Source organism: Marmoricola endophyticus, assembly GCF_014644415.1.
Taxonomy (GTDB): Bacteria; Actinomycetota; Actinomycetes; order Propionibacteriales; family Nocardioidaceae; genus Marmoricola; species Marmoricola endophyticus.
Genome location: NZ_BMKQ01000001.1, coordinates 901,175 through 926,077 on the forward strand (window position 1 = coordinate 901,175; position 24,903 = coordinate 926,077).

General features: G+C 71.2%; 22 protein-coding genes. 12 read left to right on the forward strand and 10 right to left on the reverse strand.

Annotation, left to right across the window (positions count from 1 at the left end; genetic code table 11):
• Positions 1-17: 17 nt before the first annotated feature.
• From IEX42_RS04400 to IEX42_RS18355, 8 genes are read right to left on the reverse strand one after another with little or no spacing between them, the layout of a single operon-like run.
• Positions 18-1,196, reverse strand: a complete 1,179-nt coding sequence (locus tag IEX42_RS04400; RefSeq protein ID WP_188778570.1) for an MCE family protein — start codon at positions 1,194-1,196, stop codon at positions 18-20.
• Entirely contained in the window at positions 1,193-2,578 is a 1,386-nt protein-coding gene (locus IEX42_RS04405; protein WP_188778572.1) for an MCE family protein, read from the reverse strand. The genes IEX42_RS04400 and IEX42_RS04405 overlap by 4 nt, the downstream gene beginning before the upstream one ends.
• Entirely contained in the window at positions 2,575-3,690 is a 1,116-nt protein-coding gene (locus tag IEX42_RS04410; protein WP_229660588.1) for an MCE family protein, read from the reverse strand. Before IEX42_RS04410 ends, IEX42_RS04405 begins: the two co-directional genes overlap by 4 nt.
• On the reverse strand, positions 3,687-4,730 hold the full coding sequence (locus IEX42_RS04415) for an MCE family protein (protein ID WP_188778574.1): 1,044 nt from the start codon (positions 4,728-4,730) through the stop codon (positions 3,687-3,689). Before IEX42_RS04415 ends, IEX42_RS04410 begins: the two co-directional genes overlap by 4 nt.
• Positions 4,727-5,752 carry an MCE family protein gene (locus IEX42_RS04420; RefSeq protein WP_188778576.1) on the reverse strand — a complete coding sequence of 342 codons (1,026 nt, stop codon included), beginning with the start codon at positions 5,750-5,752 and terminating at the stop codon, positions 4,727-4,729. The genes IEX42_RS04415 and IEX42_RS04420 overlap by 4 nt, the downstream gene beginning before the upstream one ends.
• A complete protein-coding gene (locus IEX42_RS04425; RefSeq protein WP_188778578.1) occupies positions 5,749-7,119 on the reverse strand; it encodes an MCE family protein in 1,371 nt (456 codons plus the stop codon). The genes IEX42_RS04420 and IEX42_RS04425 overlap by 4 nt, the downstream gene beginning before the upstream one ends.
• Positions 7,116-7,952, reverse strand: coding sequence for an MlaE family ABC transporter permease (locus IEX42_RS04430; RefSeq protein WP_188778579.1), 837 nt, complete (start codon positions 7,950-7,952; stop codon positions 7,116-7,118). Before IEX42_RS04430 ends, IEX42_RS04425 begins: the two co-directional genes overlap by 4 nt.
• 1 nt (position 7,953) lies before the next feature.
• Positions 7,954-9,744: an ABC transporter permease gene (locus IEX42_RS18355; protein WP_444543236.1), complete on the reverse strand. Its 1,791-nt coding sequence runs from the start codon at positions 9,742-9,744 to the stop codon at positions 7,954-7,956.
• 307 nt (positions 9,745-10,051) lie between these two features.
• Here IEX42_RS18355 and IEX42_RS04445 point away from each other — a divergent pair, with 307 nt between their 5' ends.
• The 5 genes from IEX42_RS04445 (at position 10,052) to IEX42_RS04465 (ending at position 14,664) form a co-directional block, all read left to right on the forward strand.
• Positions 10,052-11,167, forward strand: a complete 1,116-nt coding sequence (locus IEX42_RS04445) for a ferredoxin reductase (protein ID WP_188778581.1) — start codon at positions 10,052-10,054, stop codon at positions 11,165-11,167.
• Between the two features lie 40 nt (positions 11,168-11,207).
• Positions 11,208-12,389, forward strand: coding sequence for a fatty acid desaturase family protein (locus IEX42_RS04450; protein ID WP_188778582.1), 1,182 nt, complete (start codon positions 11,208-11,210; stop codon positions 12,387-12,389).
• A gap of 112 nt (positions 12,390-12,501) precedes the next feature.
• Complete coding sequence (locus IEX42_RS04455; RefSeq protein WP_188778584.1) at positions 12,502-13,173, forward strand: LmeA family phospholipid-binding protein; 672 nt, start codon at positions 12,502-12,504, stop codon at positions 13,171-13,173.
• 25 nt (positions 13,174-13,198) lie between these two features.
• Positions 13,199-14,179, forward strand: a complete 981-nt coding sequence (locus IEX42_RS04460) for a YeeE/YedE family protein (protein ID WP_229660951.1) — start codon at positions 13,199-13,201, stop codon at positions 14,177-14,179.
• Positions 14,176-14,664 carry an SRPBCC family protein gene (locus IEX42_RS04465; RefSeq protein WP_188778587.1) on the forward strand — a complete coding sequence of 163 codons (489 nt, stop codon included), beginning with the start codon at positions 14,176-14,178 and terminating at the stop codon, positions 14,662-14,664. The genes IEX42_RS04460 and IEX42_RS04465 overlap by 4 nt, the downstream gene beginning before the upstream one ends.
• Before the next feature lie 17 nt (positions 14,665-14,681).
• On the opposite strand, the gene leuS is transcribed toward IEX42_RS04465, so the two are convergent.
• The gene (leuS, locus tag IEX42_RS04470; protein ID WP_188778589.1) at positions 14,682-17,165 is read right to left on the reverse strand and encodes a leucine--tRNA ligase; all 2,484 of its coding nucleotides are present in this window, start codon (positions 17,163-17,165) and stop codon (positions 14,682-14,684) included.
• 270 nt (positions 17,166-17,435) lie between these two features.
• On the opposite strand from leuS, the gene IEX42_RS04475 reads away from it, so the two are divergent.
• The 4 genes from IEX42_RS04475 (at position 17,436) to IEX42_RS04490 (ending at position 20,391) form a co-directional block, all read left to right on the forward strand.
• Complete coding sequence (locus tag IEX42_RS04475; protein ID WP_188778591.1) at positions 17,436-17,852, forward strand: hypothetical protein; 417 nt, start codon at positions 17,436-17,438, stop codon at positions 17,850-17,852.
• Positions 17,849-18,328: an SRPBCC family protein gene (locus tag IEX42_RS04480; protein WP_188778593.1), complete on the forward strand. Its 480-nt coding sequence runs from the start codon at positions 17,849-17,851 to the stop codon at positions 18,326-18,328. Before IEX42_RS04475 ends, IEX42_RS04480 begins: the two co-directional genes overlap by 4 nt.
• Before the next feature lie 244 nt (positions 18,329-18,572).
• Positions 18,573-19,577, forward strand: a complete 1,005-nt coding sequence (gene galE / locus IEX42_RS04485) for a UDP-glucose 4-epimerase GalE (protein WP_188778595.1) — start codon at positions 18,573-18,575, stop codon at positions 19,575-19,577.
• 52 nt (positions 19,578-19,629) lie between these two features.
• On the forward strand, positions 19,630-20,391 hold the full coding sequence (locus IEX42_RS04490; protein WP_188778597.1) for an SDR family NAD(P)-dependent oxidoreductase: 762 nt from the start codon (positions 19,630-19,632) through the stop codon (positions 20,389-20,391).
• A gap of 3 nt (positions 20,392-20,394) precedes the next feature.
• Here the strand turns inward: IEX42_RS04490 and IEX42_RS04495 are convergent, their stop codons facing one another.
• Positions 20,395-21,909: an alkaline phosphatase family protein gene (locus IEX42_RS04495; protein ID WP_188778599.1), complete on the reverse strand. Its 1,515-nt coding sequence runs from the start codon at positions 21,907-21,909 to the stop codon at positions 20,395-20,397.
• Between the two features lie 166 nt (positions 21,910-22,075).
• Here IEX42_RS04495 and IEX42_RS04500 point away from each other — a divergent pair, with 166 nt between their 5' ends.
• From IEX42_RS04500 to IEX42_RS04510, 3 genes are read left to right on the forward strand one after another with little or no spacing between them, the layout of a single operon-like run.
• On the forward strand, positions 22,076-23,173 hold the full coding sequence (locus tag IEX42_RS04500) for a transcriptional regulator (protein WP_188778602.1): 1,098 nt from the start codon (positions 22,076-22,078) through the stop codon (positions 23,171-23,173).
• Positions 23,170-24,081: an ABC transporter ATP-binding protein gene (locus IEX42_RS04505; RefSeq protein ID WP_188778603.1), complete on the forward strand. Its 912-nt coding sequence runs from the start codon at positions 23,170-23,172 to the stop codon at positions 24,079-24,081. The genes IEX42_RS04500 and IEX42_RS04505 overlap by 4 nt, the downstream gene beginning before the upstream one ends.
• On the forward strand, positions 24,078-24,890 hold the full coding sequence (locus IEX42_RS04510; RefSeq protein ID WP_188778605.1) for an ABC transporter permease: 813 nt from the start codon (positions 24,078-24,080) through the stop codon (positions 24,888-24,890). Before IEX42_RS04505 ends, IEX42_RS04510 begins: the two co-directional genes overlap by 4 nt.
• The last annotated feature ends 13 nt before the right edge of the window (positions 24,891-24,903 follow it).

Sequence of the window (24,903 nt, forward strand, 5' to 3'; positions counted from 1 at the left end):
AGTGCTGCGGCGCAGTCTCACTCGGTGCCTCCCATCAGGCCTTGCAGGGAGTCGGGCACGGTGACCTTGGCTCCGGGCTGGGTGGTGATCCTCGAACCGGGGGCGGCGCGGGGGCCGCGGACGTCGGTGCCGGACGAGGGGTCGGCCGTGCAGCCGGCCTGGGTGTTGAAGGCGCGGCCCTTGCCGGTCTGCAGGCCCTGGCGCAGGTCGGTGCCGGCGTACCCCTGCACGCAGGGCACCGGGTTGAAGAACGTCGTCACGGCGCCCAGGTCGATGCCGCGGGAGTTCGTGGTGGCGTAGCCGACGCTGACCGCCTTGGGGACGCCGGAGAACAGGTCGCCCACGCCCTTGGCGTTGTTGCCGAAGACCTGTGCCGGGGTGATCAGGTTGGACAGCAGCACGCCCAGCGGGGTGCCGAGCTCGCGGAACAGCGCATCCACCTCCCGCGCCGCCGGCGGCGCCGTCGAGATCAGCCGGCGCAGGTCGCCGTCGGAGTCCTTCAGCGCGCCGGAGAACTGCCTCAGGCTGCGGCTGAAGTCGCGGATGCTGCCCGCAGACTCCTCCTGGGTGGCGAGCACCGTGTCGGAGTTCTCGATCAGCCCCTGGGTGACGAGGTAGTTGCGGTCCGCGGTGGACAGGAACTCCTGCGAGGTCGACAGCAGCCGCCGCAGGTTGGGCGCAGAGCCCTGGAAGGCGACGTACGACTCGTCGACCAGCGTCCTCAGGTCGTCCAGCGGCACCGAGCCGGCGAAGTCCGTCGAGTCCTTCAGCAGCTCGGCGATGTCCGGCGGCATCGTGGCCTCGGAGCCCTTCACCGTGTCGCCGGCCTCGAGGTAGGGCCCCTTGTCGGACTTCGGGCGCAGGTCGACGTACTGCTCGCCGATCGCCGAGCGGTCGGCCACCGCGACGGTGACGTCCTTGGGGATCCTCGGCGCGTCGGAGTCGATCTTCAGCTCCGCCGCCACCCCGTCGCCGCGCAGGCTCAGCTCGCCGATCCGGCCGACGGGTACGCCGCGGTACGTCACCTCGCCGTGGTCGAAGATGCCGCCGGTGGAGGGCAGCTCCGCCGAGACGGTGTAGCCGTCGTCGCCGAACCAGTCGCCGATGCCGACGTACTTCGCGCCGAGGTAGGCGATGCCGAGCAGCGCCACCACCACGAAGGCGACGACCTGGACCCGGATCCGTCGGGTGATCACTGGTCGTCCCCCTTCGTAGAGGCGCTCGACTGCGGCTTCGGCGAGCTGCTCCCGGACTCCTGCGGGCTGCTCGGGCCGCTCGGTGACGGCGACGAGCTGTCGCTCGGCGACGGAGTGGCGGACCCGCTCGGGCTCCCCGACCCCTTCGGCACGGTCGGCGACGGGCTGCCCGGGATGGCGGAGTCGGTGCTGGGCAGGATCATCGGCGGCGCGGTCGAGTCCGACTCCGAGGGCGTCGGGATCGCGAGCTGCGCCTGCCGGGAGACCTGGCCGGCCGCGGTGCCGGCAGGCCACATCGAGTCCGGCTGCTGCCACGGCCCACCCGGCGTGGTCAGCGCGAGGCTGGCGAAGACGTTGATGTAGTCGCCGTTGATCGCGCCGAGCACCGAGTCGGGGAACGGATACGTGAACAGGATCTGCAGCGCGCGCGGCAGGTCGCTGCCCGACTTCGCGAGCTGGGTGAGGATCGGGTCGAGCCGCTTGAAGTCGGCGACGATGTCGTCCTGCGCCTCGTTCAGCGTGCGCACCGAGACCGTCGAGAGCCGGTCCAGCGCCTTCAGCATCGTCACCAGCTGGGTGCGCTGGTCAGCGAGCGTCGCCAGGCCGGGACTGAGGTTGTCCAGCGCGTCGGCGATCTGCGGGCGCTGGTCGTCGAGGGTCTTCGACAGCTGGGCCAAGCCGTCGATGGCGCGGGTGATCGAGCCGCGTCGCTGGTCGAGCTGGGCGACGAAGCCCTGGGTCTGGTCGAGGAAGGCGCGGATCTCCTCGGGGCGGTCGGTCGACACCTTCTGCAGCTCGCGGGAGATCTCCTGGAACTGCCCGAGCCCGCCGCCCGAGAGCAGCGCCGACAGCGCGCCGAGCACCTGCTCGACCCCCACCGCCTGCGAGGTCTGGTCCAGCGCCAAGACGTCCCCGTCGTGGAGGTAGCCGCCGCCCTCGCTGCTCGCCGGCACCGCGTCGGAGGAGTCGGCGGGCGGGACGTCCTGGTCGCCGAGCCGGTCCGGCCCCTGCTCGCCCGGTCGGACGAGGGCGACATACTTCTCCCCCAGCAGCGACGTCTGCTGCAGCCGGGCGGTCGTGCCGACCGGCAGCTTCACGTCGTCGTTGAGCGTCATCCTCACCCGGGCGCTCCTGCCCCCCTTGTTGAGGGTGATGCCGGAGACCCGGCCGACGGCGACGTTGTCGACCTTGACCGAGGACTGCGGGACGAGGTCCATCACGTCGGAGAAGTTCGCCGAGAGGGTGTACGGGTCGGAGCCGACGTCCGCGCCGCCGGGCAGCGGGATGTCGTACGCGCCCTTCGACAGCCCGCACGAGCTGAGTCCCACCGCGAGCGCGGCCACGGCGGCGACCCGGGCGGCGAGGGTGCTGCGGCGGGTCACCGGTCCTCCCCCAGGCCGGGCAGCAGCACCGGTGGCACCGGTGCGTCCTGCGTGGTCGCGACCCGCTTGCCGGCCGCCTTCGCCTTGCTGTTCGGCGTCGCGGTCGGCGCCGGCTGCTGCGCGGCTCCCGCCCACACCGACAGCTCGTTGAGGTTCAGCCGGGTCTGCAGCTGACCGTTCTTCGCGTCGTAGGTCTTGAGGAAGTTCTGCAGCGCCAGCGGCAGGTCGCGTACGGACTCCTCCAGCGAGTCCTGCTGGCGCACCAGCGTGCGGGTCGGGCCGATCAGCTTGGTCACGCTGGCGGTGAGGTTGTCGCGGTTCTCGCGGATGAAGTCGTCGATCACCGCGAGCGCCGCGCCGAGGTTCTTCACCGCGTCCTGCAGGTCGGTGCGGTCCTCGGCGAGGTAGCCGGTGACGTCAGCGAGCTGGTCGTTGACCTTCGCCACCCCGCGGTCGTTGGCGGCCAGCGTGTCGTTGAAGTCCTTGAGATTCGACACGGTGTCGAACAGGTCGTCGTCGGAGCCCGACAGGGTGCCGGTCAGCTTGCCGAACTCGCGCAGCACCGTGTTGATCTTCTGGCCGTTGCCGTCGAGGTTGTCGGCGCCGACCTTCACCAGCCTCGACAGCGAGCCGTCCTTGTTGGCGCCGTTCGGGCCGAGCGCCTTCGACAGGTCGTCGAGGCTCTTGTAGAGCTCGTCGACCTCGACCGGCGTCGCCGTCCTCGACTCGGGGATGAACGCCCCGCTGCGCATCGAGGCCGACCCGGTGTCCCAGGGTTCGGTGAACTGGACGTACCGGTCGCTGACCAGCGTCGGCGCGACGATCGCCGCACCGGTGTCGGCGGCGACCTTCTGGTCCGGGTCCACGTCCATCGAGACCCGGACCTCCTTGCCGACCGGGGTGATCTTCGTGACCGTCCCGACCGGCAGGCCGAGCACGCGCACGTCGGAGCCGGGGTAGAGCCCGACCGAGTTGGAGAACATCGCGGTCACCCGGGTCGGGTCCTGGCGCGTGACGAGCCTCCAGCCGACGGCCACGAGCGCCACCGCCAGCACGACGAGCGCGACCAGCAGCACGCGGCTGCGCGCCAGTCCTCTCAGGATGCCGCTCACTGGGCTCCTCCCTTGCCGCCGGGGTTGCAGTTGCGGGCGACGTCGTTGTCCAGCTGCGGGTAGCCGGCGTCCGGCCCCTGGGTCTGGAACAGGCCGCAGGCGTAGACGTCGATCCAGGGCCCGTTGCCGATCGCCGAGGTCAGCACCCGGTAGTACGGCCCGAGCAGCTTCACCGCCGAGTCGAGGTTGGTCTGGTTGCGGCTGAGGATCTCCGAGACCCGGTCCAGCTTCGCGAGCGCGGGTCGCAGGGTGTCCTGGTTGTCCGCGACCAGTCCTTGCAGCTGGGTGCCGAGCTCGGCGGTCCCCCGCAGCAGGTCGCTGATGGTCTGCCGGCGCTGCTGCAGCTCGGCCAGCAGCCGGTTGCCGTCCTGGATCAGCGAGCCGATCTGGGCACGCCGCTCGCGCAGGACCTGGGAGATCTTCGCGGTGTTGGCCAGCAGCTCGGCGATCTGCTGGTCCCGTGTCGAGATCGTCTTCGACAGCGCCGTGAGCCCGTCGAGGGTGCCGCGCAGGTCATCCGGGGTGTTCTCGAAGGTGCTCGACAGGGCGTCGAAGCTCTGCTCGAGCTGCCCGGTGTCGATCTCGCTGACCTGGCTGGAGAGCCTCGAGAGGGTCTGGGTGACGTCGTACGGAGCGGTGGTGCGCGACAGCGGGATCGTGCCGCCCTTCTCCATCTCCGTCGAGCCGGTCGAGTCCAGGGCGAGGTACTTCTGACCCAGCAGCGTCTTGATCGCGATCGAGGCCGACGACGAGCTGCCGACCCAGGTGTCCTTGACGGCGAAGTCGACCATGATCTGCTTGCCGTCCAGGTGCATCCCCTGGACCTCGCCGACCTTCACGCCGGCCAGGCGGACCTCGTCGCCCTCCTTGAGACCGGCGGCCTCGGAGAACGCCGCGTGGTACGTCGTACCGGCGCCGACCACCGGCAGTCGGGAGAGGTTGAAGGCCAGCGCGAAGAGCACCACCAGCGCGACCGTGCCGATCGTCGCGATGACCTTGAGGTTGCGCTCCTGGAAGGAGCGGTCGGGCAGGAGCCTCATCCGTTGCACCTCTCCGCCACCGGCTTCGCGCCGTAGTCGCCGCGGTAGCCCTCGGGCTGCGGGAAGGTCGTGCCCGGCTGGGTCTGGATCGAGCAGACGTAGCCGTTGAGCCACGAGCCGTAGCTGGCCGTACGCCCGAGCGCGTCGAGCTTGATCGGCAGCTTCGCGAGGAAGTCGTCGATCACCGGCTCGTTGTCGGACAGGTTCTTCGACAGCGCGCCGAGGGAGACGATCGAGCGCTTGAGTGGTGCACGCCCCTCCTCCAGCAGCCCGGAGACGCTGACCGTCAGGTCGCCGAGCCCGTCGAGGGTGCTGCCGATGGTCTTGCGGTCCTCCGCCAGACCGCTGACCAGCCGCTGCAGGGTGACGATCGTCGTCGACAGCTCGTCGGCGCGGCCGTTGACGACCGCGAGGACCGAGTTGAGGTTGTCGATCAGCTGACCGATCACCCGGTCCTTGGCCGCGATCGTCTTCGTCAGCCGCGCGGTGCTGGACAGCAGGCTCTCCACCGTCGAGCCCTCGCCCTGGAAGACCTGGACGATCTGGTAGCTGAGCTTGTTCACGTCGTCGGGGTCGAGCAGCCGGAACAGTGGCTGGAAGCCGTTGAACAGCATCGTGAGGTTGAGCGCCGGCTGCGTGTGGTCGGTGTCGAAGACCGCACCGGCCGGCATCGAGACGCTCGAGTCGCCCTGGTTCAGCGCGATGTAGCGCTGACCGACGAGGTTGCGGAAGCGCAGCGCAGCGACGGTGCCCCGCATCAGCGGCACGTCGGGGTCGACCTCGAAGCGGACCTTGGCCACCCGGTGGTCCGAGACCGAGATGTCGTCGACCTGGCCGACCCGGACCCCGGCCATCCGCACGTCGTCGCCCTTGTTGAGGCTGGTGGCGTCGGTGAACAGCGCGGTGTACGACGTACCCCCGCCCGAGGAGCTGCGGATGGTGGCGCCCAGCGCGACCGTCGCGAGCACGGTCACCACGATGAAGACGAGGCTCTTGACGATCGTCGGTGTCAGCGACTTCACGAGACCGCCACCGTCCTCCCGCGCATCGTCGGGCCGAGCAGCAGGCTGCTCCAGCGCGGGTACGTCGCCGGGTCCTTGCCCTCGCCCGGCGCGACCAGCTCGGCGATCAGCTGGTTCTCGGCCGGCGAGTTCGCCTTGCCCAGGCCCTCCCCCGCGGCGGCCTGGGCGCTGGCGAGACTGCGTGCGGCCGAAGCCTTCGCGACACTCGGCTCGCCCTCGACCGTCGGCGTGGCCGCGGTCGCCAGCGAACCGGCGGCACCGTCCCTCGCACCCGGGAAGTACGGGCACGCCGCCTTCTTGCGCGAGTAGCGCACCGCGTCCTTGCCGGGGCGGTACGGCGCCGGCGCGTCGGTGACGGTGAGTGTCGCGTGCAGGCCGGGCTCCTTGGTCCCCTTGCCGAGGACGGTGTCCATCCGCGGGATGAACTCGCGCAGCGCCTTGAGCGTGCACGGGAACGTCGAGGCGTACGGCGCGACCGCATCCAGCGCCCGCCGCCCCTGCTGGGAGACGACGACGATGGTGTCCTCGTTGGGGACCAGGAACCCGCGTGTGGTGTCGCTCGCGCTGGCGACCGTGGCGTAGACCGCGCTCAGCTCCTGTCGCTGGTCGGCGATCGTGCGCGAGGTGACGCTCAGGTCGTCCAGGCCGGCCAGCAGGTCCGGGACGGCGTCGTCGTACTGCTGCGCGACGGTGCCGAGGCGGTCGAGGTCGCGCGCCAGCTGGGGGACGTCGGGGTTGAGCTTGGTGAGGTAGCCCCCCGCCTGGCTCAGCGTGTCGCCGAGGTCGCCGCCCTGCCCGCGCAGGGCGGTCGCGATCTCGCTCAGGGTGGCCGAGATCTTCTCCGGCTGCACGGCGGTGAGCAGCGGGAGCAGCTGGTCGAAGAGCTGCTCGAGCTCCTGGGCCTGGCTGGAGGTGTCCTGCATGACGGTGTCGCCGCTCCGCAGCGGGTCGCCGGCGCTGGCCCCGTCGGAGCTGTCGGCCAACGAGACGTACCGCTCGCCGAACAGGGTCTTGGGCAGCAGTCGCGCGGTCGTGCTCGCCGGGATCTCCTTGGCCTTGTCCGGCTGCAGCTGCAGGTGGATGGTCGCGCCGCCCTCGCTCGGGTCGATCTCGGTGACCCGGCCCACCGGGACGCCGCGCACCTTCACGTCGGAGCCCTTCTGCAGCGCGTTGCCCACGCTGTCGGCCTTGAGCGTCACGTCGACGGTGTCCGTGAACGCCTTGTCGTAGACGAGCACGGCGACGAGGACGACGACGAGCGCCGCGGCGACGTACACCACGCCGAGGCCGGCGCTGACCGTCCGCCGCACCCGCGCCTTGCGCACCGCCGCCGTCAGCGGCGCCTGGCCGGAGTGCTGGCCGCTCATCCGGCGATCCGCACGGTGGTGGTGGCCCCCCACAGGGCGAAGGACAGGATCAGGTCGAGGACCGCGACGGTGACGATGGAGCGGCGCACGGCCAGGCCCACCGCGCGGCCGACCCCACCGGGCCCGCCCTCGGCGCGGAAGCCGTAGAAGCAGTGGATGAGGATGATCAGCACCGCGAAGACGATCACCTTCACGAACGACAGCAGGATGTCCTGCGGTGGCAGGAAGAGCCCGAAGTAGTGGTCGTACGTGCCTGCGGACTGGCCGTAGAAGTTCACCGTCACCACCCGCGCGCCGAGGTACGACGTCAGCAGCCCGATCACGTAGAGCGGGATCACAGCGATGAACCCGGCGATGATCCGGGTCGAGACGAGGTACGGGACGCTCGGCACCGCCATCACCTCGAGCGCGTCGATCTCCTCCGAGATCCGCATCGCGCCGAGCTGTGCGGTGAAGCCGGACCCGACGGTCGCCGAGAGCGCCAGGGCGGCCACCAGCGGGGCGATCTCGCGGGTGTTGAAGTACGCCGAGATGAAGCCGTTCAGCGTCGAGGTGCCGATCTGGTCGAGCGCCGCGTAGCCCTGCAGGCCCACCACCGACCCGGTGAACAGGCTCAGCCCCACCATCACGCCGATGGTCCCGCCGATGACCGCCAGGGCACCGGAGCCGAAGGAGACCTCGGCCAGGAGCGCGACGACCGCCTTGGGGTAGCGGACGATCGCGCCGGGGATCCAGGCCAGCGAGCGGGCGTGGAAGCGCAGCTCCTCGCCGAGCCCGACGAGGGTGTCGTACGGCCAGCGCAGGCCGCTGCCGATGACGTCGCGTGCCGCCATCTCAGGCCCCCTTCGCCGGGACGATCTGGAGGTAGAGCGTGGTGATCGCGAAGTTCACGAAGAACAGCAGCAGGAAGGTGATCACGACCGACTGGTTCACCGAGTCCCCCACGCCCTTCGGCCCGCCCTTGGGGTTGAGCCCGCGGTGCGCGGCGACCAGCGCCGCGATGAAGCCGAAGATCGCCGCCTTGATCTCACCGACGAACAGGTCCTGGATCTGCGCCAGCGCGGTGAAGCTGGCGAGGTACGCCCCGGGCGTACCGCCCTGCACGACGACGTTGAAGAAGTAGCCGCCGAGCACGCCGACCACCGAGACCAGACCGTTGAGCAGCAGCGCCACGAGCACGGCGCCGTGGGCGCGCGGCACGATCAGCCGCTGCACCGGGTTGACCCCGAGCACCTTCATCGCGTCGATCTCCTCGCGGATGGTCCGCGACCCGAGGTCCGCGCAGATGGCGGCACCCCCCGCCCCTGCGATGACCAGCGCGGTGACGATGGGGCTGGCCTGCTGGACCACGGCCAGCACGCTGGCCGCGCCGGTGAACGACTGGGCGCCGATCTGGACCGTCAGCGAGCCGAGCTGCAGCGCGATCACCGCACCGAACGGGATCGCCACCAGGGCGGCGGGGAGGATCGAGACGCGGGCGAGGAACCAGAACTGCTCGATCGTCTCGCGCCAGGCGTACGGACGCCGCAGGCTCAGGCGCAGCACCTCCAGCCCGAGCGCGAGCACGTCGCCGAGCAGGTCGATCCCGCGACCGATGGCCGTGGTCCTCGGTGGCGGGGGCAGAGGCGCCTTCTCCTCGCGCCCGCCGACGGTCAGCAGGTCCGCGGGGTCGGTGCCGACGAGACGGTCGCGGTGGCGCAGCGCGCCCTCGCGCACCGAGCCGTCGCTCGGCGTCAGCTGGTCGGGGATCGCGGGGGCGGCGACCGGCTCGGACGCGCGCCGAGCGCGGGTGAGCAGTGCCGTACCCCCACCGGCGTGGTCCTCGGACGCGCTCGCCTCGGCGATCGTCGTGTCGGCCTCCTCCGACATCGCGATCGGCCCCTGGCGGCGGCCCTCCATGAACTGCTCGACGACCGGGTCCTGGCTGGTCAGCACCAGCTCGCGGGGGCCGAAGACGACCAGCTCGCGCCGGTAGAGCATGCCGATGTTGTCGGGGAGCGTGCGCGCCAGCTCGATGTTGTGCGTGACCATCAGGATCGTGGCGTCGGTAGCGGCGTTGACGTCCATGATCAGCTGCGCGAGGAACGCCGTACGGACCGGGTCGAGGCCGGAGTCGGGCTCGTCGCAGAGCACGATGTCCGGGTCGGTGACCAGCGAGCGGGCCAGACCGGCGCGCTTGCGCATCCCGCCGGAGACCTCGCCGGGGAGCTTGTGCTCCTCGCCGACGAGGCCGACCAGCTCGAGCTTGTCGTACACGGTGCTGCGGATCTCGGACTCGCTCAGGTGGGTGTGCTCGCGCAGCGGGAAGGCGACGTTGTCGTACACCGACATCGAGCCGAACATCGCGCCGTCCTGGAACAGCACGCCGAAGCGGCGGCGCACCTCCTGCCGCTCGGCCTCGCTGGCGGTGACCATGTCGACGCCGTCGATCACGCAGGAGCCGGCCTCGGGACGCAGCAGCCCCATGACGGACTTGAGGAAGACCGACTTCCCGGTGCCGGACGGGCCGAGCAGCGCCGTGATCTCCCCGGGCGGGAGGTCGAGCGAGACGTCACGCCAGATGTTCTGGGCGCCGAAGCTCTTGGTCAGACCGCGGATCTCCACGCTCGCGCCGCCTCGCGCCATCAAGCCGTCCTCCCCGAAGGTGTCTCGGACGCGGGCCCGGCCGAGAGAGGCACCGAACCCGGATTCGGTGCGGAGGCCATGTGACCAAGGCGACAGACCGGCGGCAAGGGTGTAGCGCCGACAATCTGGCGCAGTTACCTGTTCGAGACCCTGTCTTGTCACCGGTGTGACAACCGCCATGGCTCGAGGCCGCCACCGGCGTCTCTGCGCGGGCCGGACAGCGCTTTGTTCGTCGCGAACAACGATTCGTTGCAGAATCACGTTGCGGACCCATGTGCTCACACCTGCGGACAGCCAGGATGGAGCCATGAGTTCGGCAGCACTCCCCCACCGCGGGGCCCGCCTGCGCGACCGGCTGACCCGCGTCGCCGAGGCGGCGACCACGCCGCTGCTGCCCGCCGACTACCTTGACATGTTCGCGCCGCTGCGCTCGGGCGCAGACCTGCGCGGCCGGATCGAGGAGATCCACCCGGAGACCGCCGACGCCGCCACCATCGTGATCCGCCCGGGCGCGGACTGGGCCGGCCACGTGCCGGGGCAGTACCTCCGGATCGGGATCGACGTCGACGGCGTACGCCTGTGGCGCGCGTACTCCCTGACCCACGGCCCTCGCGCCGACGGCCGGATCTCGGTCACGGTCAAGGCCGTGCCCGACGGCAAGGTCAGCAACCACCTCGTCCACCAGGCCCGACCGGGCACGCTGGTGCACCTCGAGCAGGCGGCGGGCGAGTTCGTCCTGCCGCCCGAGGGAGGCAAGTTCCTCTTCGTCACCGCCGGGTCCGGGATCACGCCCGTGATCGGGATGCTGCGCAACCTGTTCCCCGCGACCGACGAGGGCGTCGTCCGCCTCCCGCGCAGCGAGGCCTTCGACGTCACCGTCCTGCACGTCGCGCCCAGCGCGCCGGACTCGATCTTCGCCACCAACCTGCGCGAGCTGGCCGAGGCCGGGGTGATCGACCTGGTCGCGAGGTACGACGACGAGCACGGCGTGCTCGACCTCGCCGACCTCGAGTCGCTGGTGCCCGACGTCGGGGCGCGCGCGACGTACGCCTGCGGCCCGGCGGGTCTCCTCGACGCGCTGGCCGTGCACCACGACGAGCGCGGCCTCGCGCTGTTCGTCGAGCAGTTCCGCACCGGCACCCGCGTGGTCGCCGAGGGCGGGACGCTCACCTGCTCCAAGAGCGGCATCGACTCGATCGAGGCCGACGGCGCCACCCCGCTGCTCGACGTCGCCGAGGAGGCCGGCGTGCTGATGCCCTCCGGCTGCCGGATGGGCGTGTGCTTCGGCTGCGTCCTCCCGCTGCGCGAGGGCTCCGTGCGCGACCTGCGCAACGGCGAGATCACCAGCGCCGAGCCGGGCGACAACGTCATCGTCCAAACCTGCATCAACGCCGCCGCCGGCCCGGTCGACCTCGTCGTCTGACCACCACCCCACTGCTCTCCCCACCGAGAAGGAGAATCTGATGACCACCATCCAGACCAAGTCCAAGGCGGACCAGACCGACCCGGTCGCGCACCTCTCGGCCGCGCAGGTCGAGGAGCTGGGCCGCGAGCTCGACGCGATCCGCCAGTCGGTGCTGGACACCCGCGGCGAGCGCGACGCGGCGTACATCCGCAAGGTCATCAAGGCCCAGCGCGGACTCGAGCTCGGCTCGCGGGCCGTGCTGCTCGCCTCGATCTTCCCGCCGGCGTGGTTCGTCGGCACCACCGGACTCGCCGTCGCCAAGATCATCGAGAACATGGAGATCGGCCACAACGTCATGCACGGCCAGTGGGACTGGATGCGTGACCCGAAGATCCACTCGACCACCTGGGAGTGGGACAACGCCTCGCCCGCCGAGCAGTGGAAGCACTCGCACAACGAGCTGCACCACACGTACACGAACGTGATCGGCAAGGACAACGACCTCGGCTACGGCATCATGCGCGTCGACGAGGAGCAGCGCTGGCACCCGATGTACCTCGCCCAGCCGCTGTGGAACTTCATCAACGCCTGCTTCTTCGAGTACGGCATCGCCGCGTACGACCTCGAGCTGGGCAAGAACCTGTCCAGCAAGAAGCGGCGCCGCAGCCCGCAGTTCAAGGCCGCCGCCAAGGTGACGCTGAAGAAGATCCGCAACCAGATGACCAAGGACTACGTCGTCCACCCGCTGGTCTCCGGCCCGTCCGCGCTGACCACGCTGTCGGCGAACTTCACCGCCAACCTGATCCGCAACCTGTGGACCCACTCGGTGATCATGTGCGGGCACTTCCCCGAGGGCGTGGAGACGTTCGAGAAGAAGTCGATCGACGGCGAGACCCGCGGCGAGTGGTACCTGCGCCAGATGCTCGGCTCGGCCAACATCTCCGGCTCCAAGGCCATGCACTTCATGACCGGCAACCTCTCGCACCAGGTCGAGCACCACCTGTTCCCCGACCTGCCCTCCAACCGGTACGCCGAGATCGCGCCGCAGGTGCAGGACCTGTTCCGCCGCTACGGCCTGAACTACCACTCGGCGCCGCTCCCGGTGCAGGTGGCGTCGGCCTGGCACAAGGTCATCCGGCTCTCCCTGCCCAACGGCGCCTCGAAGGCCCCGCTGGCCACCGTCACCGCGCTGACCACCAAGCAGGGTCGTCGCGAGCTGCGTCGGCGCCCCGCCGCCTGACCCGCCACGGGTAGTCCCTGACGTTTCTGCGGTCCTGGCGCCGAAACGACCGCAGAAACGTCAGGGACTATCCCTTCAGGACGGCTTCAGGGGGGCCTGACAGGCTGGTGCGGTGCGCGCACTGGTGTGGTTCCTCGTCGTCGTGGTCGTCCTCGCCCTGGTCCTCGACCGGGGCGGCAAGGCCATCGCGGAGCAGGTCGTGGCCTCGAACCTGCAGAGTGAGCAGGGTCTGAGCCAGGAGCCCGACGTCTCCATCGACGGCTTCCCGTTCCTCGACCAGTTCGCCGAGGGTCGCTACGACCACGTCAGCGCGAGCGCCGACTCGGTCCCGGTCGAGGACACTGCACTGACGCTGCGCTCGGTCCGGGTGGACTTCCGCGGGGTCACGACGAACCGCGACTTCAGCCGGTTCACCGCTCAGCGGGCGGCGGCCACCGCGACCATCGGGTACGCCGGGCTCGGGCGCGCGCTGGGGGTGACCACCTCGTACGCCGGCGACGGGCGCGTCAAGATCTCCAAGAAGCTCAGCGCACTCGGCGGGTCGATCACCCCGTCGGCGACGATCGAGCCGACCTACGAGCGGGGCTCGCTGAGGTTCGGTGACCTCGATCTGGGCGACGACCTGCCCGACTCGATCGGCTCCGCGCTGCGCGACGCGGTGGACGACGCCGTACGCCTCGACGACCTGCCCTTCGACGTCACCGTGCAGTCCGTGCGCGCGACCGAGCAGGGACTGCGGCTCACGTTGCGCGGGAAGGACCTGAGCTACTCCAAAGCCTCCTGAGGCACACTGGCCCTTCGTGGGCGCGATGATCTGGACCGGGCTGGTCGCCGGGGCACTGCTGGGACTCGTGCTGCAGCGCTCGGGGATGTGCTTCCACTCGATGTTCGCGACCGCGGGCCGCAACGAGACCCGGCTGCTGCGAGGCTGGCTGGTCGGGGTCGCGATCGCAGGGGTGCTGCTCTCGGCGGTCTACCTGACCCCGGCGGGCGACGCCCTCAACTCCGGCCTCCCGTTCCGCCCCGTCGGCAACGTCGTGGGAGGGCTGCTGATCGGTGTCGGCATGGCCGTCGCCCGCTCGTGCGCCTCGGGGCTGTTCTACAAGCTCGGGACGGGGATGCTCGGTGCGCTGGTCGGGATCGTCGGCTTCGTCGGCGGCGAGTACGCCGCCACCTTCACCGACCTGCGCGGCCCCACGGTGCTCCCCGGTGGGGACGCCGGCACGATCAGCGGCTCGCTCGGGTTGCCGCGGCTCGTGGTGGCGGTCGTCATCGGGGCGGTGCTGCTGGTGGCCGCGGTCCTGCTCGGGCGACGGGCGGAGGCCGCGGCGCCGAGGTCGTCGTACGACGGCTCCCAGCCGGACGACCGCTGGTCCTGGCGCGCCACGGGGGTCGCCATCGGGCTCGCGGTCCCGGCGGCCTGGCTGCTGGCGCGGGTGGGCGGATCCACCTACGGCCCGAGCACCGTGGGCGCCACCGCCAGCCTCGCCGCGGGCAGCCCGAACTGGTGGCTGATCGCGTTCCTCGTCGGGCTGGTCCCCGGCGCGTTCGTCGCGGCGCGACGAGCCGGCGACCTCTGGGTGCGCGGCGAGACCCCCGTCAGGTACGTCCAGCTGCTGGTGGGAGGCTTCCTGCTCGGTGCCGGCGGCTGGATCGCCGGTGGCTGCAACCTCGGCCACGGGCTGTCCGGCGTCGCGCAGCTGAACGTCGCCTCCTGGGTGGCGGTCGTGTCGATGTTCGTCGGCGTCGTCGCCAGCCGTACCCTCCTCGACGCAAGGAACCGCCGATGAAACGCACGCTGACCGTCTCCGACTCCGTCGAGATCGACGCCCCCGCCGACGAGATCTGGGCGCAGCTGGCCGACCCGTCGCAGATGGGGCGCTGGAGCCCCGAGAACAGCGGCACCGAGGCGCCGTCCAGGGGCGTCCTGTCCGTCGGCGACGAGTTCGTCGGCCGCAACAGGCGCGGGCGCGCACGATGGGTCACCAAGTGCCGGGTCAGCGACAGCGACCCGGGCAAGCGCTTCGCCTTCGACGTGCTCGCGATCGGCCCCAGCAAGCCGGTGATGGGCGGCCGGATCGCCAGCTGGTCCTACGACCTCTCCCCCGCGGGTGGCGGGACGCGGGTCACCGAGACGTGGACCGACAACCGTCCCTGGCCCGACCTGGCGGCGAACCTCTTCGACAAGGTCGCCGCCGGGAAGCCGTTCGCGGAGTTCCAGCGCGGCAACATCGCTCGTACGCTCGCCGCGCTGAAGGCCGACCTCTCCCGCTGAGCCCCCGGCGCCTCGACTCAGACGACGAGGTTGACCAGCTTCGGGGCGCGGACGATCACCTTGCGAGGCTCGCGACCGTCGAGGGCGCGTACGACGTCGGCGTCGGCGAGCGCGGCGGCCCGCAGGTCCTCCTCGGTGACGTCCGGCGACACCTCCAGCCTGGCCTTGACCTTGCCCTGCACCTGGACGACAGCGGTGACGGACTCCGCCACCAGCAGTGCCTCGTCGACGACCGGCCACGCGGCGTTGGCGATGCACGGCTCGTGCCCGAGCCGCTCCCACATCTCCTCCGCGACGTACGGGGCGACCAGCGACAGCAGCACGGCCACGGCCTCGGTCGCCTCGCGCACGGCGGGGTCGGCCGGTCCGGCGCCGGCGTCGATGGTCTTGCGGGTGGCGTTCACCAGCTCCATCGTCCGGGCGACCATCACGTTGAACCGGTGACCGTGCTCGATCAGGTCGGCGGCGTCGTGGACCGTACGCGCCACCGCCCGACGCAGCTCGAGGTCACCCTCGGCGTACGGCGTGCCCGGCGCGGACGTGACGTCACCGGAGAGCCGCCAGGCCCGCTGCAGGAACTTCAGCGACCCGGCGGGTGACATGTCCGCCCAGTCGATGTTGTCCTCGGGCGGGCCGGCGAACACCAACGTGAGGCGGACGGCGTCGACGCCGAACTCCGCGAGCTGCTCGCCCAGGTTGACGCCGTTGCCCAGCGACTTGCTCATCTTCTTGCCCTCGTTGATCACCACGCCCTGGTTGAGCTGGGCGGCGAAGGGCTCGACGAAGTCGACCAGGCCCATGTCGTGCAGGACCTTGGTGAAGAAGCGGGCGTACAGCAGGTGCAGCACCGCGTGCTCGACGCCGCCGACGTACACGTCCGCCGGCATCCACGCGCGCACCTGCTCGGGGTCGAAGGCGGCCGTCGTGAGTCCCGGCGAGCAGTAGCGCAGGAAGTACCACGACGAGTCCACGAAGGTGTCCATCGTGTCGGTGTCGCGCTTCGCGGCCGCGCCGCACTGCGGGCAGGAGACGTTCACCCAGTCCGTCGCGGCGGCCAGCGGCGAGACGCCCTTGGGCTTGAGGTCGGCACCGCGCAGGTCCGGCAGCTCCAGCGGCAGCTGGTCGTCGGGTACGGCGACCTCGCCGCAGTCGGGGCAGTGCACCACCGGGATCGGCACACCCCAGTAGCGCTGCCGCGACAGCAGCCAGTCCCGCAGCCGGAAGTTGACCGTCCCCTCGCCGCGGCCGTCCTTCTCGAGCATCTCGACGACCGTGCGGATCCCGGCGGCCTTGTCGCTCAGGCCGTCCAGCGGGCCGGAGGCGACGTACGTCCCGTCGCCGGTGGTCGCGACGCCGGAGACGGCCGGGTCCTCCTCGCCGGGGACCGCGACGACCATGCGCACCGGCAGGTCGTGCGCCCGGGCGAAGTCGAGGTCGCGCTGGTCGTGCGCGGGCACGGCCATGATCGCGCCGGTGCCGTAGTCGGCCAGCACGTAGTCCGCCGCCCACACCGGCATCTGCTCCCCGGTCACCGGGTTGGTCGCGGTGACGCCGAGGTCGACGCCGGTCTTGGGCCGGTCGCTGGCCAGCCGCTCGATGTCCGAGGCGGCGCGCACCTGCTCGACGTACGTCTCGTACGCCTCCCGCTGCGCGTCGGTGACCAGTGATGCAGCCAGCGGCGCGTCGGCGGCGACGACCATGAAGGTCGCGCCCCACAGCGTGTCGGGACGCGTGGTGTAGACCGTGAGCGGGTCGCGACCGTCGACCGAGAAGGTCACGTGCGCACCCTCGGAGCGCCCGATCCAGTTCCGCTGAGCCGTCAGCACGCGCTGGCCCCAGGTCGTCTCCAGCGGCTCCATGTCGTCGAGCAGCCGCTGGGCGTAGTCGGTGATCTTGAAGTACCACTGGTTCAGCTCACGGCGCGTCACCTCGGCGCCGCAGCGCTCGCAGCGACCGTCGACGACCTGCTCGTTCGCCAGCACGGTCTGGTCGTTGGGGCACCAGTTGACCGGCGCGTCCTTGCGGTACGCCAGCCCGCGCTCGCGGAAGCGCAGGAACAGCCACTGCGTCCAGCGGTAGTACTCCGGGTCGGAGGTGTGCAGGCGCCGCGTCCAGTCGAAGGAGGTCGCGTAGTGCCGCATCGACTCGGCCTGAGTCTCGATGTTGGCGTACGTGTACTCCGCCGGGTGCGTGTCGTTGCGGATCGCGGCGTTCTCCGCCGGCAGGCCGAAGGAGTCCCAGCCGATCGGGTTCATCACCTCGAAGCCGCGCAGCCGCCAGTAGCGCGCGATCACGTCGTGCAGCGCGAACGCCTCGCCGTGCCCCATGTGCAGGTCGCCGGAGGGGTACGGGAACATCGTCAGGGCGTACCGCTTCTCCTTGCCGGAGTTCTCGTCGGCGGTGAACGGCGCCTCACGCTCCCACACCGGGAGCCATTTGGCCTGGACCGCCTCGACGTCGTAGCGGTCGGTCTCCTCGGTGCTGTGCTGCTGCTCGGTCATCGCGCTCTTCCTCGAGTGGTCTCTCCCCTGGACACAACAAAGCCCCTCGCGAGGAGGGGCGGCCGCGTCGAATCGACGCGGCTAGGGAAGGAGAAGGGTCTGCACGTGACGAGGGTAGCCGACGCCTGCATCGTCGCCGGACGTACCTGATGCGGGCGGACACGCAGCACGTCGCCGTGCAGCGCTCGGTGCACGGGCGTTGGGTACGTCCGGCGACGAGGCAGCACTCCGTGCCGACCGTGATCGCGCGTCAAGCACTACCTTTCGACCATGACGCGGATCGTGCACGACCGTCCCTCACGCCTGGTCACCAGCGGCATGGTCGAGCTGGCCGCCGGTGCGCTCACCGGGTGGGTGTACGCGCTGACGCACACGCAGCCGGAGCGGGCCGAGGCGATCGGCATCCGGTCCGGCGAGCGCGTCCGCCAGTGGCACCTCGACCTCGTGATGATGGGCTCGGCCACGGTCGCGGCCGGGCTCGCCGCCCCGGACGCCTCGAAGGTCGCCGCCGGTGCGCTGGCCGTCGGCGCGTGGACGAACCCGTCGGCGTTCCTGTGGCTCGCGCTGGACCCGAAGGCGTACGCCAAGCCGACCTTCCGCGCGGCCTCGGTCGCGTCGTTCGTCGTGACCACGATCGGGTTCACCGGTGTGGTCGCGAGCGTCGTGCGTCGTAGGTTGGCCGCATGAGCGACTCGGCCTCGATCGACCAGCACCAGGACTCCATCCACATCGCCGCCGACCCGGGCGACGTGTACGACGTGGTCAGCGACGTCACCCGCACCGGCGAGTGGAGCCCGGTGTGCAAGGAGTGCTGGTGGGTCGACGGCGACGGCCCCGCCCGCGGTGCGCGCTTCGGCGGTCGCCAGGAGGTCCCCGGCCGCACCTGGGAGACCGAGTCGGTGGTCACCGAGGCCGACCCCGGCAACGTCTTCGCCTGGCAGGTCGGCGGGAGGTACGTCGAGTGGTCCTACCGCATGCAGGCCGTGCAGGGCGGGACCCGGCTCACCGAGACCTGGTCCCTCAACGACGCGACCAAGCAGATGTTCGCCGAGAAGTACGCCGACCGTGCCGATGAGGTCCTCGACGCCCGCCGCCAGGAGGCGCTGACCGGTATCCCCGAGACGCTGGCCCGGATCAAGGACATCGTCGAGCGCGAGGTCTGACCGGGTCTCGACGAGCTCGACCACCGTGCCCACCGGAGGTTGAGCCCGTCGAAACCCCACCCGAGGTGGTCGAGCCCGGACCCACCCAAGGTGGTCGAGCCCGAACCGAGCGCCAGCGAGGGAGGACGTCGAGACCACCGCCGGCCGAACGCCTACCCCAACCACCGGGTCTCGACAGGCTCGACCACCGTGCCCACCGAGGGTTGAGCCTGTCGAGACCCCACCGCTGGCTAGGGTGCTCGCCATGAAGGTCCTCCTCACCGGCGGAGCCGGCTACCTCGGGTCCACCACGGCCAAGGCGCTCGAGCAGGCCGGGCACACGCCGGTGATCCTCGACTCGCTGGTCACCGGGCCGCACGCGTTCGTCCGCGACCGGATCTTCTACGAGGGCGACATCGCCGACCGGGCGCTGCTGGCGCGGATCGTCGAGGAGCACCCCGACATCGAGGCGACGGTGCACATGGCCGCGATGATCCTGGTGCCGGAGTCGGTGCAGCAGCCGTACACCTACTACCAGAACAACGTCGCGAAGAGCCTCGAGCTGTTCGACACCCTGACCGCGCTCGGCAAGCCGCGGGTGCTGTTCTCCTCCTCGGCCTCGCTCTACGCCACAAAGGACGGCTTCGAGGTCCTCGAGAGCGACCCGCTCGCGCCGGGCTCGCCGTACGCCCGGACCAAGCGGGTCATGGAGTGGGCGCTGATCGACCTCGCGGCGGCGACCGACCTGCGTGCGGTGATCCTGCGCTACTTCAACCCGATCGGCTCCGACCCCGACCTCGAGTCGGGGATCTACGCCAAGGAGCCCAGCCACGTCCTCGGGCAGCTGGTGCTGGCCGCCCGCGGGCTGAAGGACGCCTTCACGATCACCGGCACGGACCTGCCGACGCGCGACGGCACCGGGATCCGCGACTACCTGCACGTGTGGGACCTCGCGCAGGCGCACGTCGCCGCGGTCGAGGGGTTCGACACGATCATCGAGGCCGAGGGAGCGCCGAGCGCGGTCCTCAATGTCGGCACCGGCGACGGCACGACCGTGCGCGAGCTGGTGGCGATGTTCGAGGAGGTGTACGGCGCCGAGGTGCCGCTCGCCGAAGGTCCCCCGAGGCCCGGCGACGCCGTGGGCGCCTTCGCCAACGTGGACAAGATCCGCGACGTCATCGGCTGGGAGGCCCAGCTGAGCGTCAAGGAGGCCATCGCCTCCGCACTGGCTTGGGCGGACAAGCGCGAGTCGATCCTGGGGTACGAGTGAACACCCCACCACGACACTCGCTGCGCTCGCGTCGCACCGGAGACCCCGAGTGATGAGCACGCTGGACCTGTTCCGTCTCGACGGCAAGGTCGCCGTCGTCACCGGCGCGTCCTCCGGGCTGGGGGTCGCCTTCGCGCGGGCGCTGGCCGAGGCCGGTGCCGACGTGGCGCTCGGCGCGCGCCGGGTCGACAAGCTCGAGGAGACCCGCGCGATGGTCGAGGGGCTGGGCCGCCGCGCGATCGCCGTGGCGACCGACGTCGCGGACCCCGGCTCCTGCCAGGGTCTCGTCGACGCGACGGTCGAGCAGCTCGGCGGGGTCGACGTGCTGGTCAACAACGCCGGCATCGGCACCGCGTACCCCGCCACCCGGGAGACCCCCGAGCAGTTCCGCGAGGTGATCGACGTCAACCTCAACGGCTGCTACTGGATGGCGCAGTCGTGCGGCCGGGTGATGCAGCCCGGCTCCAGCATCGTCAACATCTCCTCGGTGCTGGGCCTGACCACCGCCGCGCTGCCGCAGGCGGCGTACTCCGCGTCCAAGGCGGCGCTGATCGGCCTCACCCGCGACCTCGCCCAGCAGTGGACGGGCCGCAAGGGCATCCGCGTCAACGCCCTGGCCCCGGGCTTCTTCGAGTCCGAGATGACCGACACGTACGTCGAGGGCTATCTCGAGTCGATGGTCGAGCGCGTCCCCGCCGGCCGCACCGGTGACCCGGCCGAGCTGGCGGCGACGCTGGTCTGGCTGGTCTCCCCCGCCGGCGGCTACGTCACCGGTCAGACGCTGGCCGTCGACGGGGGTCTCACGATCACCTGATCGTCAGCTCACGCTCGGCTCGTCGATCGCCCAGAACCAGTCGTTGTCCGCGTTGGTGAGCGCCCAGCGCACCCGCAGCGTCTTCGCCCCTGCGGGCAGCGTGACCGCCACGCTCGAGCGCTGCGCGACGACGTCGGCGGCGTACGTCGCGGCGGTCGTCCACGCGCCGCCGTCGACCGAGACCTGCACCTGCGCGGTCTGGTTGCCGCTGCGGCGGTAGTGGTTCCAGAACGACACGGTCGCTCTCGTCCTGCCCGACACGTCGTACGCCGGGGACACGATCCGGGAGCTGAACGTGCCGGTGAAGGACTTGTCGGCCCACTCGTCGGAGTCGGCGACAGCGAAGACGCCGCGCTCGCGCACGTTGCCCTCACGGCCCTGGTCGGGAGCCGCGCGGGTCCAGAAGTCGTCGGTGGTGAGCGCCCACCCGCGCCACTCGGTCACACCGCCGGTGCCCATACCGGTGTTGTCGACGCTCCAGCCCGACGGCATCGAGTGCGTCCAGCCCTTGACGTCGGCGGGGACGCCGGTCTCGTCCTGCCTCGCCTGCAGCGAACCGACCATCGCGTCGAAGGGGTCGGCGGACCGGGTGGCCAGCGGCCGCCCGTCCAGCACGGCGGGCAGCGGAACACCGAACGTGGAGAGCACCTCCGCGGCGATGTCGACGTTCTTCGGGGCGATCGCGGGTGTCTGCCTGCCGATGCCCGGACCGGTCTCGAGGATGAACGAGCCGCGCTCGACAGGCGTGCTGCCGCCGTGGCCGCCGACGTCGGTGTGACCGTGGTCGGCGGTGACGATCACCTTCCACCGCTCGCTGCTGGGGCGCGCCTGGACCGCGCGGAGAACCTGACCGAGGCGGGCGTCGGCGTCGTGGACGGCGTCGAGGTAGGCCTGCGAGGCGCCACCGGAGGCGTGACCGGCCTCGTCGACCTCGTCGAGGTGGAGGAACGAGGCGTTCGGGGCGGCGCTCGTGATCTGGTTCGCCGTGTCGGAAGCGGCCTTGGCGTCGTCCTCGGACTCCGCGCGCACCGTGTCGACCTTGCTCGTGATCAGCGGCGGGCCGGCGGATCCGTCGACGATCGGGTTCCAGCTGGCAGCGGCGAACGTCGTGAGCGACGGGTTGGCCTGCTCGAGTCGGGTCAGGAAGTCGGGGTACGACGTGATCGTGCTGCTGGTGCCCCAGGAGTTGCTCTTGACCTGGTGCTTGTCGGGCCACACGCCGGTGAGGTTGGTCGCCCAGCCCGGCCCCGACAGCGTGGGCGCGAACGGGTTCGCGTAGAGGGTCGTACGCGCCGAGTAGCCGTTCGCGATCATCGCGTCGAGGTTCGGTGCGTCGGCGGGCGCGATCTTGTCGTAGCGCAGGCCGTCGATACCGACCACGAGGACGTGCTGGTCGGAACCGGCGGCGTCGGCGCTGCCGGTGGCGACAGCACTCAGGGACAGTGCGCCGAGGAGTGCGGTGCCAGCCGCTAGCGCGCGCCGACGGCGTAGCGGTGGGAGGTCCGGGGTGTGTCGCATGGTTCGCCTTCCGAGAGATGATCTGCCGACGCCCAGACTTGTTCATACAAGTAGCCAGGGCAAGAGCCTGCGGTGGCCGTACGGCGAACACGCCCGCCGCGGCGAGATGAACGGTGGACCCCTCCGATCCCCACCACCCCTGGGCAGGCCCGCCTACGGTGGGCGCATGACTTCCCCGCTGCGATGGCTCCTGGTCGTCGTGGTCGCAGCAGCGGTCCTCTCCCCCGTGCTCGTGCCGCGCGTCCTGCCCGCCGCGGCGGCGGACGTCTCCGCTCCCGCCCTCGCCGACCGCGTCCGCTCCTCGGCCGACGTCGGGTGGTCGGGACAGGTCAGCACGGTCGGCACGCTGGCGGTCCCGGACGTGGACTCCTTCGGCGGCGTCGCCGACCTGCTCGGCGAGTCCTCGGACCTGCGCGTGTGGTGGCGCGACGCCGAGCACTGGCGGGTCGACAAGACCAGCTCGAGCGGCGAGTCGGACCTGGCCCGCCGTGGCGACCGGGCGGCCACCTGGAGCTTCGAGAGCCGACGCGCGACGACCACGCGGTACTCCTCGGTGCGGTTGCCGGACACCAGTGACGTCCTGCCGGCCACGCTGGCCCGACGGATGCTGTCAGGGGCGAAGGACGCCGACCTGAGCCGGCTCCCGGCGAAGCGGGTGGAGGGGCACTCCTCGGCCGGTCTGCGCCTGGTCCCCAGCGATGCTCGTACGACGATCAGCCGCGTGGACCTGTGGGCCGACGAGAAGACGGGCGTCGCCACCCGGGTCGAGGTCTACGCCGGCGGGCGCCTGCCGGTGCTCACCACCACCGCAGCCCACCTCGACCTCGCCCGGCCCAGCGCGGAGGACGCCGGCTTCTCGTTCGCCGACGCGGTGGACGTACGTCAGAGCTACGCCCTCGACGACGCGGCCGGCGCCAACGCCTTCGCACCCTTCGTGCCGCCCGACCGGGTGGCCGGGCTGCGTCGCACCGGTGACCTGGACGGTGCGGTCGGCGTCTACGGACGGGGGACGACGGCGCTGCTCGCGATCCCCCTGCGCCGCGACATCGCACGCGAGGCCTTCGCGCAGCTCGAGGAGAGCCCCGCCGCGAAGCGCGACGACGACGGCATCTCGCTCGCCGTCGGCCCGGTCTCGGTACGACTCGAGGGCGCCGGCCGCGGGGTCTTCCTGCTCACCGGCACCGTCACGCCGGACACCCTCGACCGCGCCGGTGAGGACCTGGGCTCGGTGCGCTTCCGTCCCGGCAGAGGAGAGAGCCGATGATCCGCACGCACGGACTGACCAAGCGGTTCGGGCGGGTGAGGGCAGTCGACGACGTGGACCTCGACGTGCGCGAGGGCGACGTCTACGGCTTCCTCGGGGCCAACGGCTCGGGCAAGACCACCACCGTGCGCATGCTGCTCGGCCTGGTCCTGGCCACCTCGGGCGACATCGAGGTGCTGGGGCGGCGGATGCCCCGCAGCGCCCGGGACGTCCTGCCGTCGGTCGGCGCGCTGATCGAGGGTCCGGGTGCGTACCCGCACCTGTCCGGGCGCGCCAACCTCGCCACCGTCGACGCGGCCGGTCCGGGCCGTCGCGCCGGGCGGCGCCGGGTCGCCGAGACCCTCGAGCAGGTCGGGCTCGACCCCGCCGACCGGCGGCCGGTGCGGGCGTACTCCCTCGGCATGCGCCAGCGCCTCGGGCTCGCTTCCGCCCTGCTGCGTCGCCCACCGCTGCTGATGCTCGACGAGCCCACCAACGGCCTGGACCCGCAGGGCATCCGCGAGATGCGGGACCTGCTGGTCACCCTCAACCGGGAAGGGACCACCATCTTCCTCTCCAGCCACCTCCTGGCCGAGATCGAGCAGATGTGCACCCGCGTCGGCGTGCTGGACCGGGGCCGGCTGGTCGTCCAGGACGAGCTGACCACGCTGACCGGCCCGACCGGGCTGGTGCGGGTCGTGACCACCGAGCCGGCCCGGGCGGTGCAGGTCCTCTCCTCTGCCGGGCACCGCGACGTACGCCCCGAGGGGGAGACGGTCCTCGTGCCGGGACGCAGCGCGGAGGTCAACGAGACCCTCGTCCGCGCCGGCGTACCCGTGGCGGAGGTGGGGCCGCAGCGCCGCTCGCTGGAGGACGTCGTGCTCGAGGCGACCGACCCGGGCGTGTTCCGTGGGGCGGGGGCCGCATGATCCGTGTCGAGCTGATCCAGATGCTGCGCCGACCGCGGACCTGGATCACCATCGCCGCGCTCAACGTGCTGCCGCTGGTGGTCGCGATCCTGCTCTCGGTCACCGAGCTCGGGCCACGCCCGGGCACCGGTCCGCCGTTCCTTGCGGCGGTGCTCAGCGACGGGTCGCTCTACCCGCTGGCCGCGATGGGGATCGTGCTGCCGCTGTTCCTGCCGATCGCCGTGGCCGTGGTCGGCGGCGACGCGATCGCCGGCGAGGCGCAGACCGGGACGCTGCGCTACCTGCTCGTCCGCCCCGTCCGGCGGGGTCACCTGCTGATCGCCAAGCTGGTCAGCGTCGTCGCGTTCGTCCTGCTGGCCGTGGTCGCCGTCGCGGTGGCCGGCCTCGTGGAGGGCCAGCTGCTCCTCGGACGTACCCAGGTCGGCGGCGTCGTCTCGATCTCCGGCACCGACCTGGACACCCAGGCGCTGGTGCAGCGCAGCCTGCTCGCGGTCGCGTACGTGACCCTGTCGATGCTCGGCGTCGCCGCGGTCGCGCTGTTCTTCTCCACCCTCACCGACTCCGCGATCGCCGCCGCGCTGGGAACCGTGGGCGTGCTGATCGCCTCCACAGTGCTGCTGGGCCTCGACGCCGCCGAGTCGCTGCGGCCGTTCCTCCCGACCCGCTACTGGCTCTCGTTCGTCGACCTGTTCCGCGACCCGATCCGGTGGACCGAGGTGGTCCGCGGCGTGCTCACGCAGGCGTCGTACCTCGTGGTCTTCCTCGCCGCGGCCTGGGCCAGCTTCGCGACCAAGGACGTGAAGAGCTAGGGCGTGTCAAGCC